Annotated in this window: 16 protein-coding genes and 1 pseudogene; 5 read left to right on the top strand and 12 right to left on the bottom strand. The window is 72.1% G+C overall.

All coding sequences use genetic code 11. From position 1 onward, the window contains the following. The first annotated feature begins 92 nt into the window (after positions 1-92). Positions 93-994, top strand: a pseudogene (gene rarD / locus ACZ7LE_RS03880) (EamA family transporter RarD). Between the two features lie 87 nt (positions 995-1,081). Here the strand turns inward: rarD and ACZ7LE_RS03875 are convergent. Then, positions 1,082-1,612, bottom strand: coding sequence for a carboxymuconolactone decarboxylase family protein (locus tag ACZ7LE_RS03875; protein ID WP_470402050.1), 531 nt, complete (start codon positions 1,610-1,612; stop codon positions 1,082-1,084). Positions 1,613-1,707: 95 nt separating this feature from the next. Here ACZ7LE_RS03875 and ACZ7LE_RS03870 point away from each other — a divergent pair, with 95 nt between their 5' ends. Further along, on the top strand, positions 1,708-2,661 hold the full coding sequence (locus tag ACZ7LE_RS03870; RefSeq protein ID WP_470402049.1) for a sigma-70 family RNA polymerase sigma factor: 954 nt from the start codon (positions 1,708-1,710) through the stop codon (positions 2,659-2,661). A gap of 61 nt (positions 2,662-2,722) precedes the next feature. Beyond that, positions 2,723-3,580, top strand: coding sequence for a carbohydrate kinase family protein (locus ACZ7LE_RS03865; RefSeq protein WP_470402048.1), 858 nt, complete (start codon positions 2,723-2,725; stop codon positions 3,578-3,580). Here the strand turns inward: ACZ7LE_RS03865 and ACZ7LE_RS03860 are convergent. Both ACZ7LE_RS03860 and ACZ7LE_RS03855 read right to left on the bottom strand, forming a co-directional pair. Further along, the gene (locus ACZ7LE_RS03860; RefSeq protein WP_470402047.1) at positions 3,577-4,434 is read right to left on the bottom strand and encodes an HAD family hydrolase; all 858 of its coding nucleotides are present in this window, start codon (positions 4,432-4,434) and stop codon (positions 3,577-3,579) included. The genes ACZ7LE_RS03865 and ACZ7LE_RS03860 overlap by 4 nt on opposite strands. Then, positions 4,431-5,054, bottom strand: coding sequence for a TetR/AcrR family transcriptional regulator (locus ACZ7LE_RS03855; protein ID WP_470402046.1), 624 nt, complete (start codon positions 5,052-5,054; stop codon positions 4,431-4,433). The genes ACZ7LE_RS03860 and ACZ7LE_RS03855 overlap by 4 nt, the downstream gene beginning before the upstream one ends. A 98-nt stretch (positions 5,055-5,152) precedes the next feature. Between ACZ7LE_RS03855 and ACZ7LE_RS03850 the strand changes: the two genes are divergently transcribed. Beyond that, the gene (locus ACZ7LE_RS03850; RefSeq protein WP_470402045.1) at positions 5,153-6,652 is read left to right on the top strand and encodes an MFS transporter; all 1,500 of its coding nucleotides are present in this window, start codon (positions 5,153-5,155) and stop codon (positions 6,650-6,652) included. Positions 6,653-6,801: 149 nt separating this feature from the next. After that, positions 6,802-7,671, top strand: coding sequence for a MerR family transcriptional regulator (locus ACZ7LE_RS03845; RefSeq protein WP_470402044.1), 870 nt, complete (start codon positions 6,802-6,804; stop codon positions 7,669-7,671). Positions 7,672-7,793: 122 nt separating this feature from the next. Here the strand turns inward: ACZ7LE_RS03845 and ACZ7LE_RS03840 are convergent, their stop codons facing one another. The 9 genes from ACZ7LE_RS03840 to ACZ7LE_RS03800 form a co-directional block, all read right to left on the bottom strand. Continuing rightward, a complete protein-coding gene (locus ACZ7LE_RS03840; RefSeq protein WP_285100904.1) occupies positions 7,794-8,288 on the bottom strand; it encodes a YajQ family cyclic di-GMP-binding protein in 495 nt (164 codons plus the stop codon). A gap of 139 nt (positions 8,289-8,427) precedes the next feature. Further along, positions 8,428-9,351 (bottom strand): zinc metalloprotease HtpX, encoded by a 924-nt coding sequence (htpX, locus tag ACZ7LE_RS03835; protein WP_470402043.1) that lies wholly within the window; start codon positions 9,349-9,351, stop codon positions 8,428-8,430. A 132-nt stretch (positions 9,352-9,483) separates the two neighbouring features. Continuing rightward, positions 9,484-10,881 carry an FAD-dependent oxidoreductase gene (locus ACZ7LE_RS03830; RefSeq protein WP_470402042.1) on the bottom strand — a complete coding sequence of 466 codons (1,398 nt, stop codon included), beginning with the start codon at positions 10,879-10,881 and terminating at the stop codon, positions 9,484-9,486. A 132-nt stretch (positions 10,882-11,013) separates the two neighbouring features. Then, the gene (locus ACZ7LE_RS03825) at positions 11,014-11,247 is read right to left on the bottom strand and encodes a hypothetical protein (protein ID WP_470402041.1); all 234 of its coding nucleotides are present in this window, start codon (positions 11,245-11,247) and stop codon (positions 11,014-11,016) included. After that, positions 11,244-11,984, bottom strand: coding sequence for a hypothetical protein (locus ACZ7LE_RS03820; protein ID WP_470402040.1), 741 nt, complete (start codon positions 11,982-11,984; stop codon positions 11,244-11,246). The genes ACZ7LE_RS03825 and ACZ7LE_RS03820 overlap by 4 nt, the downstream gene beginning before the upstream one ends. 117 nt (positions 11,985-12,101) lie before the next feature. Then, the gene (locus ACZ7LE_RS03815) at positions 12,102-12,719 is read right to left on the bottom strand and encodes a hypothetical protein (RefSeq protein WP_470402039.1); all 618 of its coding nucleotides are present in this window, start codon (positions 12,717-12,719) and stop codon (positions 12,102-12,104) included. Between the two features lie 89 nt (positions 12,720-12,808). Then, positions 12,809-13,585, bottom strand: coding sequence for a hypothetical protein (locus ACZ7LE_RS03810; RefSeq protein ID WP_470402038.1), 777 nt, complete (start codon positions 13,583-13,585; stop codon positions 12,809-12,811). Beyond that, the gene (locus ACZ7LE_RS03805; protein ID WP_470402037.1) at positions 13,582-14,058 is read right to left on the bottom strand and encodes an LpqN/LpqT family lipoprotein; all 477 of its coding nucleotides are present in this window, start codon (positions 14,056-14,058) and stop codon (positions 13,582-13,584) included. Before ACZ7LE_RS03805 ends, ACZ7LE_RS03810 begins: the two co-directional genes overlap by 4 nt. Before the next feature lie 35 nt (positions 14,059-14,093). Further along, on the bottom strand, positions 14,094-15,317 hold the full coding sequence (locus tag ACZ7LE_RS03800; protein ID WP_470402036.1) for a WXG100 family type VII secretion target: 1,224 nt from the start codon (positions 15,315-15,317) through the stop codon (positions 14,094-14,096). Positions 15,318-15,448: the final 131 nt, after the last annotated feature.

The following is a 15,448-nucleotide window of genomic DNA, read 5'->3' as shown; positions in this document are numbered from 1 at the left end:
CCTCGCGAGAAATCGAAAAGGGGCCCGGCCAGGTGACGAGCCCCACAGCGCATCCGGGACCCGCAGGGGGGCGCGAGATCTATCGTGACGCAGTGACACAACAACAGGATCGCTGGGGTCTCCCCCTCGGCATCGGCGCCTACCTGCTCTGGGGCGGGATGCCGCTGTTCTTCCCGCTGCTCCAGCCGGCGGGTCCCCTGGAGATCGTGGCCCACCGCATCGTGTGGAGCCTGCTCTTCTGCCTCATCGCCCTCGCGGCCCTGCGCCAGCTCGGCGACTTCCGGACCGCCCTGCGGTCCCCGCGCATCCTGGGCACGTTCGCTGTGGCGGCGGCCCTGATCGTCGTCAACTGGGTGGTGTACGTGTACGCCGTGCTCAGCGACCGGGTGCTCGACGCCGCCCTGGGCTACTTCATCAACCCGATCGTCACGGTGCTGCTCGGTGTGCTGGTGCTCCGCGAGCGGCTCCGGCCCATGCAGTGGGTCGCGATCGCCTTCGGCGCCGCGTCGGTCGTGGTGCTGTCCACGGGGCTCGGCGGGCTGCCGTGGATCTCGCTGACCCTCGCGCTCTCCTTCGGCCTGTACGGGCTGGTCAAGAACCGCGTGGGCCGCACCGTCGCCGCCCTGCCCGGCCTGGCCGTCGAGACGACCGTCGCCACGCCGTTCGCGCTCGCCTACCTCGTGTGGCTCGGCAGCGCGGGCACGTTCCTCGGCGAGGGCACCGGGCACGCGCTGCTGCTCATGTCCGCCGGCATCGTGACCGCGCTGCCCCTGCTCCTGTTCGGCGCCGCCGCCCGGCGGCTGCCCCTGTCCGTCGTCGGCATGCTGCAGTACTCGCGCCGGTGCTGCAGTTCCTGGTGGGGCTGCTCGTCTTCGGGGAGCACATGCCGCCCGCCCGGTGGGCCGGGTTCGCCCTGGTGTGGCTCGCCCTGATCCTGCTCACGGTCGACGGCATCCGCCAGGCCCGACGGGCGCCCCGCCTGGGCCTGTCCTGACCGCACGGCGTTGAGTGCTGGGTATTTGCGGGTTCTGACGGCGTCAGACCGCAAATACCCAGCACTCAGCGAGTCGGGGCAGGCGGGTCACCAGGTGCCCGGGACCTGGCGGGTCGTGACATTGAGGCGGTTGTAGAGGTTGGTGACGCCGATGTGCAGCACCAGGGCCGCGAGCGCCTGCTCGTCCCACTGCTCGGCGGCGCGGTCCCAGACGGCGTCGGGCACACCCTCGGAGCTGTCGGCCAGGCGCGTCATCGCCTCGGCGAGCTCGATCGCCGCGCACTCGGCCTCGCTGAGGTAGGGCGACTCCCGCCAGGCCGCGACGGACGCGAGGCGGTCCTCCGACTCGCCGGCCTTGCGGGCCTGCCGCATCCCGTACTCGATGCACCAGCCGCAGCCGTTGATCTGGCTGACCCGCAGGTGCACCAGCTCGAGGGTGGTCGCGGGGACACCCTGGCCGTGGACGAGCTTTCCCAGCTCGGGAAGCGCCTTCAGGGCTCCCGGCACCAGCAGCGCCGGGTTCTTCGCCCGGGGCGTCACCGTCCGCAGGTGGGGAGTGCCGGACGCCTGGAGGTCGAGGTGCTGGGCCAGTTCCTGGGCGGTGGTCTCGGTCGTCATCGCGGTCCTCTCGTCGTGGCCGGATGCCGGCCAGTCACATCGGCGCCCTGCGCGCCGTCACACCCTTGACGCCCCCGAGACCGAGGATGTGACAGATGACCCCCGACGAGCTCGCCCTCACCTTCGAGCAGCACCGGCCCCGACTGCGGGCGGTGGCCTACCGGATGCTCGGCAACCCCGACGACGCCGACGACGCGCTGCAGGAGGCGTGGCTGCGCCTCAACCGGACCGGCGACGAGGGGATCGACAACCTCGCCGCCTGGCTGACCACGGTCACCGGCCGGATCTGCCTCGACATGCTCCGCTCCCGGAACACGCGCCGCGAGGACCCGCTGCCGAGCGGCCGGCCCGACGACACCGCGCCGGAGATCCTGGACGACGAGTCCCCCGACCCGGTGCGGGAGGCCGAGCTGGCGGACGTCGTCGGCGTGGCGATGCAGGTGGTGCTGGAGAGCCTCGACCCGGCCGAGCGGCTGGCGTTCGTGCTGCACGACCTGTTCGCCGTGCCGTACGAGCAGATCGCGCCCGTGCTGGGCCGGTCCGTCGCGGCGGCCCGCCAGCTCGCGAGCCGCGGCCGGCGCCGGGTGCAGTCCGGGCCCGGGGCGCAGGGCTCCGCCAGCGAGGACGCCGGGGACGACGTCGGCCCCGGCGCCGCCACCCCAGGAAGGACGGACCGGCAGGTGGTCGAGGCCTTCCTCCTGGCCTCCCGCACGGGCGACCTCGCGGGCCTGCTGGCCGTGCTCGCGCCGGACGTGGTGCTGCGCGCCGACCAGGCCGCCCTCGCGGCGGCGGCCGAGGCCGCGGACCGGGGTGCTCCCCTGCTGGCCCGCGAGGTGCGCGGGGCCGCGGCTGTGGCCCAGGCGTTCCGCGGCCGGGCGGGCGGGGCGGTGCCCGCGCTCATCGACGGCTCCGTCGGGTTCGCGTACGCGCCGGGTGGTACGCCACGCGGTCTGTTCGCGGTGGTCGTGCACGACGGGCAGATCGCGGCGGTCGACATGATGGGCGACCCGGCCACGGTCGCCGGGGCGCACGTGCTGCTGCTCGGCTGAGCCGGAGGTGCAGCGCAGGGTGGGTACCGAGGCACGAGGGCGGACCTGGCAGGGTGTGCGCATGAACTCTCCTCGCACCGTGGTGGCCGGGCCCGCGACCTGGAACACCATGGTCCGCCTCGACCGCCTGCCCGACCCGCGGCCGCACACCCTGTTCGCCCGCGGCTCGGTCCGCACGCTGGGCGGGACGAGCGCCGGCAAGAGCCTGCACCTGGCCGACCTCGGCGTGCCGAGCACGCTCGTCACCGATGTCGGGACGGATCCGGAGGGCGACCTGGTCCTGGCCGCGCTGGAGCACGCCCGCGGCGCCGAGGTGCTCGCGCGGCGCGTGCCCGGGCCGTCCGAGCAGCACCTGAACCTCATGACCGACGCCGGCGAGCGACTCTCGATCTACCTCGCCGTCCCCGCCCCGTCGGCCGCGCCCGACCCCGCGGCGGTCGCGCGCGTGACGTCCGCCGAACACGTGGTGCTGGACCTGAGCGCCGTCGGGCAGGGGCTGCTGCCGGCCGCCGTGGCGAGCGGGGCCACGCTCTGGACCGACCTGCACGACTACGACGGCGTGGCCGAGTTCCACCGGCCGTTCGCCGATGCGTGCTCTTTCGTCTTCCTCAACGACGACGGCACGGACGACCACCGCGCGCTCATGACGGCTTTGCTGGAGCGGGGCGCGAGCACGGTGGTGTGCACGCTGGGCGCGCGAGGCGCCGTCGCGCGCACGGCGGAGGGCTGGTTCGAGACGCCGGCGGAGCCCACCGAGGTGCTGGACACCAACGGCGCCGGCGACGCGTTCTTCGCCGGCTTCTTCGCTGCCCACCTGGACGGTGCGGGGACGGCGGAGTGCCTGAAGGCGGGGGCGCGCCAGGCGACGCGCGCCCTGGGCACGCGTCACCTGAGCCCTCTGCTGGACGAGGTGGCCTAGGCGCGGGCGAGCAGGGTCGCCAGCTCCTCGGCGACGCCGTCGGCGTCGTGGTGCCCGACGACGGCGTCCGCGCAGGCCAGCACGTCGGCGTGGGCGTTGGCCACCGCGATGCCGCGGCCCGCCCAGGTGAGCATCGGCAGATCGTTGGGCATGTCGCCGAAGGCCCAGACGTCGGCGGCGTCGACGCCGAGGCGCGTGCACCAGCGGGCCAGCGCGGCGGCCTTGTCCACACCGGGCGGCATGAGCTCGGCCAGGCCGACGGCGCCGGAGTACGCCAGGTGCGCGTACTCCCCCACGGCGGCGCGCACGGCCGTGAAGAACTGCTCCTGCGCCAGCCGGATGTCCTCGGGCGGGTCCAGGAGGATGCCCGGCGGCGGTATGCGTGCAGGGTCGAGCGCCAGGATCTTGGACACCGGGCCGCGAGCGCCGAGCGTGTCCTCGACCGGTACCGACCACAGGCCGGGGTCCAGCGCCGGCTCCCGCTTCGGGTAGGCCGGGTCGAACGTGACGCCGTCGGGCCGTTCGAAGGCGAGCGCCGCGTGCGGCAGCGCGGCGCGGATGCCGGTCACGACGGCGCGCACGGCGTCGTCGTCGAAGCCACAGGTCTCCAGGGTCTCGCCGGAGGCGAGGTCCAGCACGCACGCCCCGCCGATGCAGATGACGCGGCCGTGGCCGCCCACCGTGTCGGCGAGGTGGTCGAGCCAGCGCGGCGGCCGGGCGGTGACGAAGACCACCTCGACGCCCGCGGCGTCGAGGTCCGCGAGGACCTTGCGGGTGCGGTCGGAGACCTTGCCGTCGCTCCGCAGGAGGGTGCCGTCGAGGTCGGTGGCGACGACCCGGGGCAGCCCGCTCATCGCTCGGTCCGGACGCCGGCGGCGGGCAGGATCACCTTGTCGATGTTCGAGACCAGGAACTCGCGGTCGACGGGCTTGCCCAGCATGAGCAGGCGGTACGCGACCATCGCGGGGCCGATCATGCAGAGGTGCTCGACGTCGGCGTCGGCCGGGATCTCACCGCGGTCGATCGCGCGCTGGAAGAGGACCCGGTTGACCGAGGCCCGCGGCTCGACGAGCGCCGCGCGCGCCGCGCTGGCGAGCTCGGGGCTACGGGCGATCATGGACACGATCCCCGCCATCACCTTGAGCTTGCGCTCGGCGGCCCGGATGCTCGGCGTCCTGATCATCGCGACGAGGTCCCCGCGCAGCGTGCCGGTGTCGGGCAGGTCGTCGAGGTCGAACTCGTTCGACTTCATGCACGCGACGGCGTCGAGCACGAGCTCGGCCTTGGACGACCACCGCCGGTAGACGGTCGCCTTCCCGGCCTTGGCGCGGGTGGCCACCATGTCGATGGTCATGCCGTCGTACCCGGACTCGGACAGCACGTCGAGCGCGGCGTCCAGGATCTCGGGGTCGCGGGTGTGGTCCCTCTTGCGTCCGAGACGGGGTTTCTCCTCGGTCTGGTCGACCTGCGTCATCGCCGTCGTCCTCCTCTCTGCACTGTCCGACCTTACCCGCGGGTTAATACTGAACCAACTGTATCCGGAACTCATCAGTTCCGTATATGCTGCGAAGCATGTCCCAGACTTCAACCCCCGCGGCGGACAGTCGTCGCTGGATCACGCTCGTCGTGGTCGGGCTCGCCCAGCTGATGGTGGTGCTCGACGCGACCGTCGTGAACATCGCCCTTCCCTCGGCCCAGGCCGACCTCGGCTTCTCCGACGGTCAGCGCCAGTGGGTCATCACCGCGTACTCCCTGACGTTCGCGAGCCTCCTGCTGCTCGGCGGCCGCCTCTCCGACCTCATCGGCCGCAAGCGCACCTTCGTGATCGGGCTCATCGGGTTCGCCCTGGCCTCGGCCCTGGGCGGCGCCGCCGGCTCCTTCGAGCTGCTCGTTGCCGCCCGCGCGCTGCAGGGCGCGTTCGGCGCGCTGCTCGCCCCCACGGCACTCGCCGTACTCACCACCACCTTCACCGTCCCGCGGGAGCGCGCCCGCGCGTTCGGCGTCTTCGGCGCCATCGCCGGGGCCGGCGGCGCCGTCGGGCTGCTGCTGGGCGGCGTGCTCACCGAGTCGCTCGACTGGCGCTGGAATCTCTACATCAACGTTTTCATCGCCGCGATCGCGCTGGTCGGCGCCTTCGTCTTCATCCCGCGCGTCGCCCGCAGCGGCCCGCGGCCGCGGCTGGACGTGCCCGGCACGCTGCTCGTCTCGGGCGCGCTGTTCGGCCTGGTCTACGGCTTCTCGAACGCCGAGACCGGCGGCTGGGACGCACCCCTGACCTGGGGCCTGCTGACGGCCGCCGGCGTGCTGCTGATCGCGTTCGTCGGCTGGCAGACGCGCGCCGCGCACCCGCTCCTGCCGCTGTCGATCGTGCTCGACCGCAACCGCGGCGCGGCGTACCTCTCGGTGCTGATCGCCGGCGCGGGGATGTTCGGCATCTTCCTGTTCGTCACCTACTACCTGCAGCTCACGCTCGGGTACACGCCGATCCGCACGGGCCTGGCGTTCCTGCCGATGATCGGCATGCTGGTGCTCGCCGCACAGCTCGGCACCAACCTGCTCGTGCCCCGGTTCGGGCCCAAGCTCCTGGTGCCGATCGGCATGACGCTGGGTGCGATCGGCATGATCGACCTCACGTTCCTGGACGCGTCGAGCACCTACGCCACGAACGTCCTGCCGGGCCTGATGGTCATCGGCTTCGCGATGGGCACGATCATGCCCGCCTCCATGCAGACCGCCACGCTCGGCGTGGACCGGGAGTTCGCCGGCGTCGCGTCGGCCATGGTGAACACGAGCCAGCAGGTCGGTGGCTCCATCGGCACCGCGCTGCTCAACACGCTGGCCGCCACCGCCGCGGCCGACTACCTCGCGGCCCACACGCCCGTGACCGCCGCCGTCGGCGCCCAGGCCGCGATCGAGAGCTACTCCACCGCGTACTGGTGGGGCGCCGGCTTCTTCGCCGTCGGCGCGGTGCTGTCGGCCCTGCTCTTCCGCCGGCGCGGCCAGGGGCTCTCGCTCGCCCACACCACCCAACCGGAGCCCGAACGCGCGACGGACCCGCTCCCGGTCGGCTGACGACGACCAGGCCTCGCTGAGTGCTGGCTATCTGCGCCGAACCGGCCCGGAAGAGCGCAGATAGCCAGCACTCAACGGGGTGGGGGGTTGCAGGTTACGTAGCGGGATGTGGTCCCGTGGACCTACGTCCCCCGAGGAAGGCTCCGTCCATGCATCCGTCCTTCGTCCCGCCGCGCCAGGTCAAGATCGGTGACGCGGCTGCCTTTGCCGGCACGACGCCGCGCGCCATCCGGCACTACCACGAGATCGGCCTGCTCCCCGAGCCGGAGCGGGGCGGCGACGACCGCCGCCGTTACGGCTACGAGGACATGATCCGGCTGCTGTGGATCCGCAGGACGGCGGACGCCGGGATCGCCCTGGACGACATCCGTACCGCCTTCGCCGACCCCGCGCCCGCCGCTGCGGAGGACGACGACATCGCGGCCGTCCTGGACCGGCTGGACGAGACCCTCGCCGCCCAGGAGGCAGAGCTGCGCCGGCAGCGGGCCGCCGTCCGGCGCATGCGGACCCAGGGCAGCCGGGCGGGTCTGCTCTCCGACGTCGTCACCAGTCGCCTCGAGAACCTGCCCGAGGGCTCCCTGCGCCAGGCGGACCTGGACACCCTGCTGGTCACCGAGCGGATCTTCGGCCCGCTCGGTGCGGCCCTGCAGGCCGCCCGGTTCATCGCCCTGGCCACCCGTCCGGACCTGCGGACCGAGTCCGACCGGGTCGACGCCGCCGAGGAGGCCCTCGACGACACGGTCGCCGTCGACGACCCCCGGGTGGCCCAGGCGGCTGCCGAACGGCACGCCTTCGAACAAGAGCTGGAGGCCGCCATGGAGGAGGCTGGCCTGGACGAGAGCGACGACGCGCTCTTCGAGTCCTGGGACGCCGGCCAGATCGCGGGCAGCAGGGAGGGGTCCATGACCACCGTCGAGGCCTTCCGGAAGATGCCCTACGACTTCTCCCCGGCCCGGCTGCGCTGCATGGAGCTGGCCGTGGAGCTCGCTGCCGGGGCCGGGGCCGCGGAGACCTCGTGACGAGCGGGCGGGCGGTCACCGGAGTCCGGTGACCGCCCGTCCGCGCTGTCAGTCGCCTGTTTGTCGGTCAACTGGTCTCGACAGGCTCGACCAACGGCGAGGCTCGACCAACGGTGGAGCCGTCAGCGGTAGTTCGTGAACTGCAGCGCGAAGTCCAGGTCCGAGCCCTTCAGCAGGCTCTGCACCTCCTGGAGCTGGTCGCGCGACTTGCTGGTCACGCGGACCTCGTCACCGGTGATCTGCGTCTTGACGCCCTTCGGGCCCTCCTCGCGGATGATCTTGGTGACCTTCTTCGCGGACTCCCCGGCCAGGCCCTCCTTGAGGGTCGCCCCGAGGCGGTACTCCTTGCCGGACGGCTTGGGCTCGCGCTCACCCAGGTCGAGCGACTTGAGCGAGATGCCGCGCTTGACCAGCTTGGTCTCGAAGACGTCGAGGGCCGCGAGCACTCGCTCCGACGAGTTGGCGACGATGAGGATGCTCTCGCCGCTCCAGGTGATCGATGCGCCGACGTTCTTGAAGTCGTACCGCTGCGAGATCTCCTTCGCGGCCTGGTTCAGCGCGTTGTCGACCTCCTGGCGGTCGACCTTGCTGACGATGTCGAACGACGAGTCGGCCATGTGGTGCTCCTTCTGCGTAACAACCCGGGCGCCCCTGCACGCCCGGTCGGAATCTGCTCACCGTATCCGCCCCCGCCGACCCCGACGAACGCTTTGCGCGGGTGAGGTCGGCGGCCGCGCGGACGGCGGGCGGGTGGTCTCAGAGCATCCCGGGCGGGGTGCCCCAGTCCGGGCCCGACGTCGGGCCGCCGGGGTTGTAGCCCCCCGCAGGGCCGCCCGCCATCGCCTCGAGCCGGCGGATGCGGTCCGGCATCGGCGGGTGCGTGGCGAACAGGCGCCCGATGCCGGCACCGCGGAACGGGTTGGCGATCATCAGGTGCGAGACGTTGGTCAGGTCGCGGTCCTGCGGCAGCGGGGCGCGCTGCGTGCCCTGCTCCAGCTTCCGGAGCGCGGAGGCCAGGGCCAGCGGGTCACCCGTGAGGCGGGCGCCGTCCTCGTCGGCGTCGTACTCGCGGGTGCGGGAGATCGCCATCTGGATGAGCATGGCCGCGATCGGCGCCAGGAGCGCCATGGCGAGCGCCGCCAGCGGGTTGCCGCCCTCGCGGCGGTCGCCCCCGCCGAAGAACAGCAGGAACTGCGCCAGCGCGGTGATGACGCCCGCCAACGCGCCCGCCACCGACGAGGTCAGGATGTCGCGGTTGTAGACGTGCATCAGCTCGTGGCCCAGCACACCCCGCAGCTCGCGCTCGTTCAGGAGCTCGAGGATGCCCTCCGTGCAGCACACCGCGGCGTTCTGCGGGTTCCGCCCGGTGGCGAACGCGTTGGGTGCCTTCGTGGGCGAGATGTACAGCCGCGGCATCGGCTGGCGCGCCGCCGTGGAGAGCTCACGCACGATGCGGTGCATCTCCGGCGCCTGCAGCTCGGTCACGGGGTACGCGTGCATCGCGCGGATGGCCAGCTTGTCGGAGTTCCAGTACCCGTAGGCGGTGGTCGCCAGGCCGATCAGCACGAAGATCCACAGCGTGCCCGAGCTCCTGCCGAACAGCGCCCACAGCCCGAGGATCACGGCCCACATGCCACCGAACAGCGCGGCGGTCTTCAGCCCGTTGTAGTGCCTGTGCATCGCACTCCTTTCCTCCCACCCGAACGCGCCAGCCCGTTCCGGGGTTCCCCGGGCCTGCCGCCCTCAGGAACGATCGTGCCCGGAAGACCTGAGTCTTCCGGGCACGTTCGCTGGATGGCAACGGGGAGCCGCCTACGACTTGCGGCTGATGCTCACCATCTCGTCGCGCGGGACGACCTTGATCCGCTCGCGGCCCGCGGCCTCGCCGAGCGCCCGCTCGTGCGCGTCCAGGAGCTCCCAGCCGGACCACTCGATGAAGTGGACGCCCTTGCCCGTGAGGAACTCGGTGATGGCCTCCGGGGTGCCCTGCGGAGCGGTACGGCCGCCGGTCAGGTCGCCGGGCGCCTCGCCGTCGGCCACGCCCGTGACGTCCTCCACGAGGTGGCGGATGGTCTCCGACGCATCCGACTTGGTGTGGCCGATGAGACCCACCGGGCCACGCTTGATCCAGCCGGTCGCGTACACGCCGGGCACCTGGTTGCCGTCGATGTCGACGACGCGGCCCTCCCGGTTGGTGATGACGCCCTTGACGTCGTCGTACGGGATCTCCGGCAGGGAGGAGCCGAAGTAGCCCACGGCCCGGTAGACGGCCTGGACCGGCCAGTCGACGAACTCGCCGGTGCCCTTGACGGTGCCGTCACCCTGCAGCGCGGTGCGCTCGGTGCGGAACCCGACGACCTTGCCGTCCTCGCCGAGCACCTCGGCCGGGGCGTGCAGGAAGTGCAGGTGCAGCCGGCGCGACGCCGTGTTCTGCGCCGGGTCCTTGAGCGTCCAGTCCACCAGGGTCTTGACGACCTGCTTGGTCTGGTTCGACGAGTTGATCGCCGCCTCGGAGCCCTCGTCGAAGTCGAAGTCCTCCGGGTACACGACGATGTCGACGTCCGGCACGTGGCCCAGCTCGCGCAGCTCCAGCGGCGAGAACTTGACCTGCGCCGGGCCGCGGCGCGCGAACACGTGCACGTCGGTGACCGGGGAGGTCTTCAGGATCTCGTGCACGTTGGCCGGGATCTCGGTGGGCAGCAGGTCGTCCGCGTGCTTGGCCAGGATGCGGGCCACGTCGAGCGCGACGTTGCCGGCGCCGATCACGGCCACCTGCTCCGCCTCCAGCGGCCAGGTGCGCGGCACGTCGGGGTGGCCGTCGTACCAGGACACGAAGTCCGCGGCACCGTACGAGCCGTCGAGGTCGATGCCCGGCACGTCCAGCTCGGCGTCCTTGATGGACCCGGTGGAGAAGATCACGGCGTCGTAGAACTGACGCAGGTCCTCGAGCTTCAGGTCCACGCCGTAGTCGACGTTGGCCAGCAGACGGATGTCCCCGCGGCTCAGCACCTTGTGGAGCGCGACGATGATCTGCTTGATGCGCGGGTGGTCCGGGGCGACGCCGTACCGCACCAGGCCGAACGGCGCCGGGAGGCGCTCGAACAGGTCGATGCTGACGTCGAGGTCGGACTTGGACAGGATGTCGCTCGCGTAGATGCCGGCGGGGCCGGCGCCGACGACGGCGACGCGCAAGGGTCGGGTGGTGCTCACGAAGGGGCGCCTTCCGGTCGAGGACAAGGGAAGCGAAGGCCGCTACCGATTCTACCGACCGGGTAAGGCGCACCTCACCCCCGGCTCAGGGGGTGGACGTGGGGTTCCTGTGAGAATCCTCGCGTTCCGGGCTCAGCGGCCCTGTTCGCGCTCCCGCTTCACCCGGTCCGCCCGACGCCGGAGGCTGGCCCGGCCGGCCGCCTCGTCCAGCGCCCCGTACCCCGCGAAGCCGAGCGCGAGCAGGCCCAGGAGCCCGACGATCACGGTGACGGGGATGAGGTCCAGCGCCCGGGCGATCACGGCGACGACGACGAGCCCGACGCCGATCCACAGGCTCCACCGGATGACCGTACGCTCGGCGCTCATGACGCACGCTCCAGCGCCGCGACCAGCCGGGGCACCTGGGTGGCCGCGTCGGCGGGCCGGCCGCTGATCTGCACCAGCGGGAGCACCTGCTGAGAGAGGCCGGCCACGGGCTGGCCCAGGTCCACCAGGGCCGACTCCAGCGCACGCACGAGCCGGTCGGGCTGCCGCCAGGTGCCGAACCACCAGACGAGCCGCTCGCGTCGCTCGGGGTCCTCCGCGCGGAACGTCCCGGCGGCGTCGACGTAGCCGCGCTTCGCGACGGGGCCCGGGGCGGCGACGAAGGCGACACCGTTCCAGGCCCACACCGCCGTACGGCCGGTGGTCAGAAGCGTGCGGCCGGGGAGCATGTCGGCGAGCTTGAAGCCCGGGCGCACCGCGGTGATCGAACCGACCTCGAACCGGTCGAACGGCACGACGTACGGGCGCAGGAACGGGGCGAACGACCCGATGAGCAGCCCGCGGTCGAGCACGACCACCTTCTCCGACCCCATGTACCCGAGGACGATCCAGCCGAGCACCACCCAGGCCGGGATCAGGACGAGCGCGCCGCCGATCCCGCCGGTCCCGAGCGAGATGACCACGGTGAAGAGCAGGGCGACCCCGACGGCGACCCACCACGCGGTGGGCGACGGCGGGTTGGCCTCGACATGGCGGATGCCGCCGAGCTCGGGGAGCTCTGCGGCTGTCCGGCGAATCTTGCGGGTGACCCGGTCACCCGCGCCAGCGGTATTTCCCACCATTGTTCGTCCCACAGACCTTCCACGCAGTTGACCCGATGTGTTCGTCCCGGCACACGGTCCGGGGGTGGCACGCGCACCGGGCTCGGCACGCGCACCACCCCCGGACCGGATCGATCAGTTGGTCGTGCCTTCCCAGTTGCCCGTGACGTCCAGGCTCTGGTCGACCTGCGCGACGAGGTCCGTGGTCAGCACGTCCGGGGCACCGGAGAGCTGGATCAGGGACGGGATCCCGTTGGCGTCGGTGATGGCCCAGACGACGGCCGTGTACTCCTGGCCCGCGGAGTCATAGGTGTAGGAGGTGTTGGCCCGGTCGTCCCCCGTGCGGAGCGTGGTGACCGGTGCGTAGTTCTCGTTGGTCGAACCCTTGCCCTTGATCTGGCCGATGAACCAGTCGATGGCCTCCGGCGCGGTCATCGCCGCACCACCGGGGATGAACCCGATGCGGCCGGCTACCCCGCCCTCGCTGTTGGTCAGCTGGTGGACGTAGGACCAGCCGTCGGCGTCGCCGATCGACTCCCAGTCGGCCGGGACCTGCGCCGTGAGGTGCTCCGCGGTGATCGTCTGCAGGTCCGCGCCGGCCTCCGGCGCGGCAGGCGACTCGGCGGGCGACTCCGCTGCCCCGGACTCCCCGCCGATCGGCTCGAGCTCGCCGGCCGAGAACGAGCAGGCCGCCAGCGCCGGTGCGAGGAGCAGGGCCGTCACTGCGGCCAGGATGGAACGACGGGTACGCATGAATCACTCACTTCCATTGGGGTGGCACCGCATCGGTGGGCGCCACCGGGGTGCGATACGACGTGAAGCCGGCCCGCTCGGGCCGGCTCCTACTTCTCGAACATCCGCGCTCCGGACCAGTCCCGGGGCGGTCGCCAGCCGTTGTTCCGCAGGACGGTGAACACCGGCACCTTCGCGTCGGCCGGCTTGATCATGACGGCGCCCTCCCACGAGGTGCGGGGGCCGTCCGGGCCGGTCACCGTGACCTGGCCGTCGGCGCCCTCGACGAAGGTCGCGGACGTGCCGCCGGAGGTCTTGCCCTTCTTCCACGTCCAGTTGCCGTACGCCGTGGCGCCCAGCGGTCCGGCGGCGGCGCGGACCGCCGCCGTCCCGGAGTGCTCGACGAACTTGTAGTGGGCGGTGGCCGGGTCGAGGTCGACCTCCATGCGCCACGCGTAGGCCTGCGACCCGCGGACGAAGAGGGTCTGCCAGCGCATCTCCTCGTTCTTCCACTTCACGTCGACCCGGACGCCGTCGGCGTTCCGGGTGGCTTCGATCTGGTACGGCAGGCCGTCGCTGTTCATCGCGAGGAGCTGGGCGACCACGTCCTCCACGGGCGCCGCCGCGCCCGGCTGACGGACCGCGGCGTCGGGCACCTGGGCGCGCTCCCGCTCGGCGAGCGCGCGGTTGCCGCGCAGCACCGTCATGAGACCGCGCGCCATCACCGCGAGGAAGGTGATCACCAGGAGCACGATGCCGAGCGCCACCTGGTCGGCGAGGAACGCCACGACCGCGCCGACGACCAACGCGATACCGACGACGAAGACGACGCGCCGGCTGATCACGGCCACCTGCTGGTCCCGCGAGGGACCCTGCTCGCCGCTCATCCTTCGGCCAGCTCTACGCTGTCCTGGATCGCACGGACCGTGGACCAGATCTCCTTGGCCTGGACTCCCGCACAGGTGCCGGTGATCTCCACGAAGTCGCGCACGCCGTCGTGCTCCACGACGGCCATCCGGAGTGCCTGAGCCATCGTGCCAGTCTTCTCGCTCGTCCAGGCCCCCTCGACGCGGACCGCGGGCCGCCCGGAGATCGTGGTCTCGATACGACCGACCTCCCGGTAGCCGGGCGTCGCCTCGAATTTGGCGAGCGCCCGCCGCACGACCTCCTCGAAGGACTGCTCCGGCCGCATGCGCTGGATGACGACCAGCACGTTCGGCCGGAACTCCCCCTCGGGGCGCTCCTGGAGGATCGCGATCTGCGCCTCCGGCACAGAACGCGGGACCCAGCCCTCCGGGCAGTCCATGACGACCTCGGGAAAACCGGGGAAGGTCTCGCTCGGGTAGGTGACTGTACTCATAGTCCTATCCAATCAGTTGCAGCCATGGTTCCGGGTCACCAGAATTTCAGCGCGTCACCGACGTCACCGATCACGTCGCCCGCGCCGTCGATGATGTCGCCACCGACGTCAGCGATGGCGTCCACCGTGTCGGCGGGCGAGAAGTCGAGGGAGACCGAGAACCCGGCGCCGACACCCAGAGCTGCTCCGAGCTCCAGGTCGACACCGACGTTGTCCCAGCCGACGTCGACGTCCGCGCTGCCCTTGACACCGATCCCGGCGTAGACCTCGCCCTCCGCGCCGGCCGTCACGCCGGCCACGGTGACGGATCCGTTGGCCGATGCCTCGCCGCCCGCGAACGCCTCGCCGCCGACGCTGGCACCCAGGCCCTCCGGGCCCACCGTGACACCGCCGTTGACCTCGGCGCGTCCACCGACGAAGGCCTCGGCGCCGCCCTCGGCGCCGATGTGGTCGCCGTAGCCGACCTTGCCGCTCGCGCTCGCGCCGGCACCCGCGGAGACGCCCGCCGAACCCTCGGCCGTGAGCCCGTTCTCGTTCAGGCCGACCGAACCGCTCGCCTCGCCCCCGACCCCGGCGTGCGCCTCGGCCTCGCCGGACCCGTGTGCGCCGTCCTCGTCGCCGAACTCGCCCTCGACGCCGGCCTCGGCACCGATGAATCCTTCGGTGCTGCCCTCGGCGAGCGTGGCGCCCACCTGGGGGTCGCCCTTCCCGTTGGCCGCGTCGATCGGGTTGCCCTCGGCGTCGACCCCGGTGTCGACCATGTTGCCGTTCTCGTCACGGGTCTGGTGCTTCTCGTAGTTGTACTCGGTGCCGGGGGTGCGCTCACCCTCCGGTCCCGGGGGACCCGAGATGGAGATGTCCGGGCCGCCGCCGCCCTCTTCCCCGCCGCCGCCTTCGCCGCCACCTGCACCAGCCCCGGCTCCGGCACCTGCTCCAGCACCCGCGCCGATACCGATACCCGCTCCGGCGCCACCGCCCGCGTAGTCGTCCGACGTCGCCGCCTGGGCGTCCGCGTTCGCGCGCACCTTGGTCGCGACCTCGGTCAGCGCGGTGGCCGTCTCCTTGAGCTTCGCGAGGTGGTTGCTGTTCCACTCGTCGCGGAAACCCTCTGCGTCCGGGCCGTGCCAGCCGTTCTCCGACTCCGGGATCACGGCCGTCACCGTCGTGACGACGGCCTCGAGCGTCTCGCTGCCCTCGTCGATCTTGTCGGCAAGCAGACGCAGCGACTCGATATCGGCGCCGTACATTTCGCCGCTCACATGGTTCTCCTCACGTCTCGCCGATGACGGCGCTGGGCCTCGCCCGGATCTGGCTCGTTACTGACTCAAGAGGTGCGGGACCGACGACGGTCCCGCACCTCTTGTGCCGGGCCCCGCGAGTGCGGGGGCCC

Source organism: Promicromonospora sp. NPDC110617 (assembly GCF_055598465.1).
The sequence above is the reverse complement of the archived record's forward strand: the minus strand, read 5'-3'. Positions and strand labels throughout refer to the sequence as shown.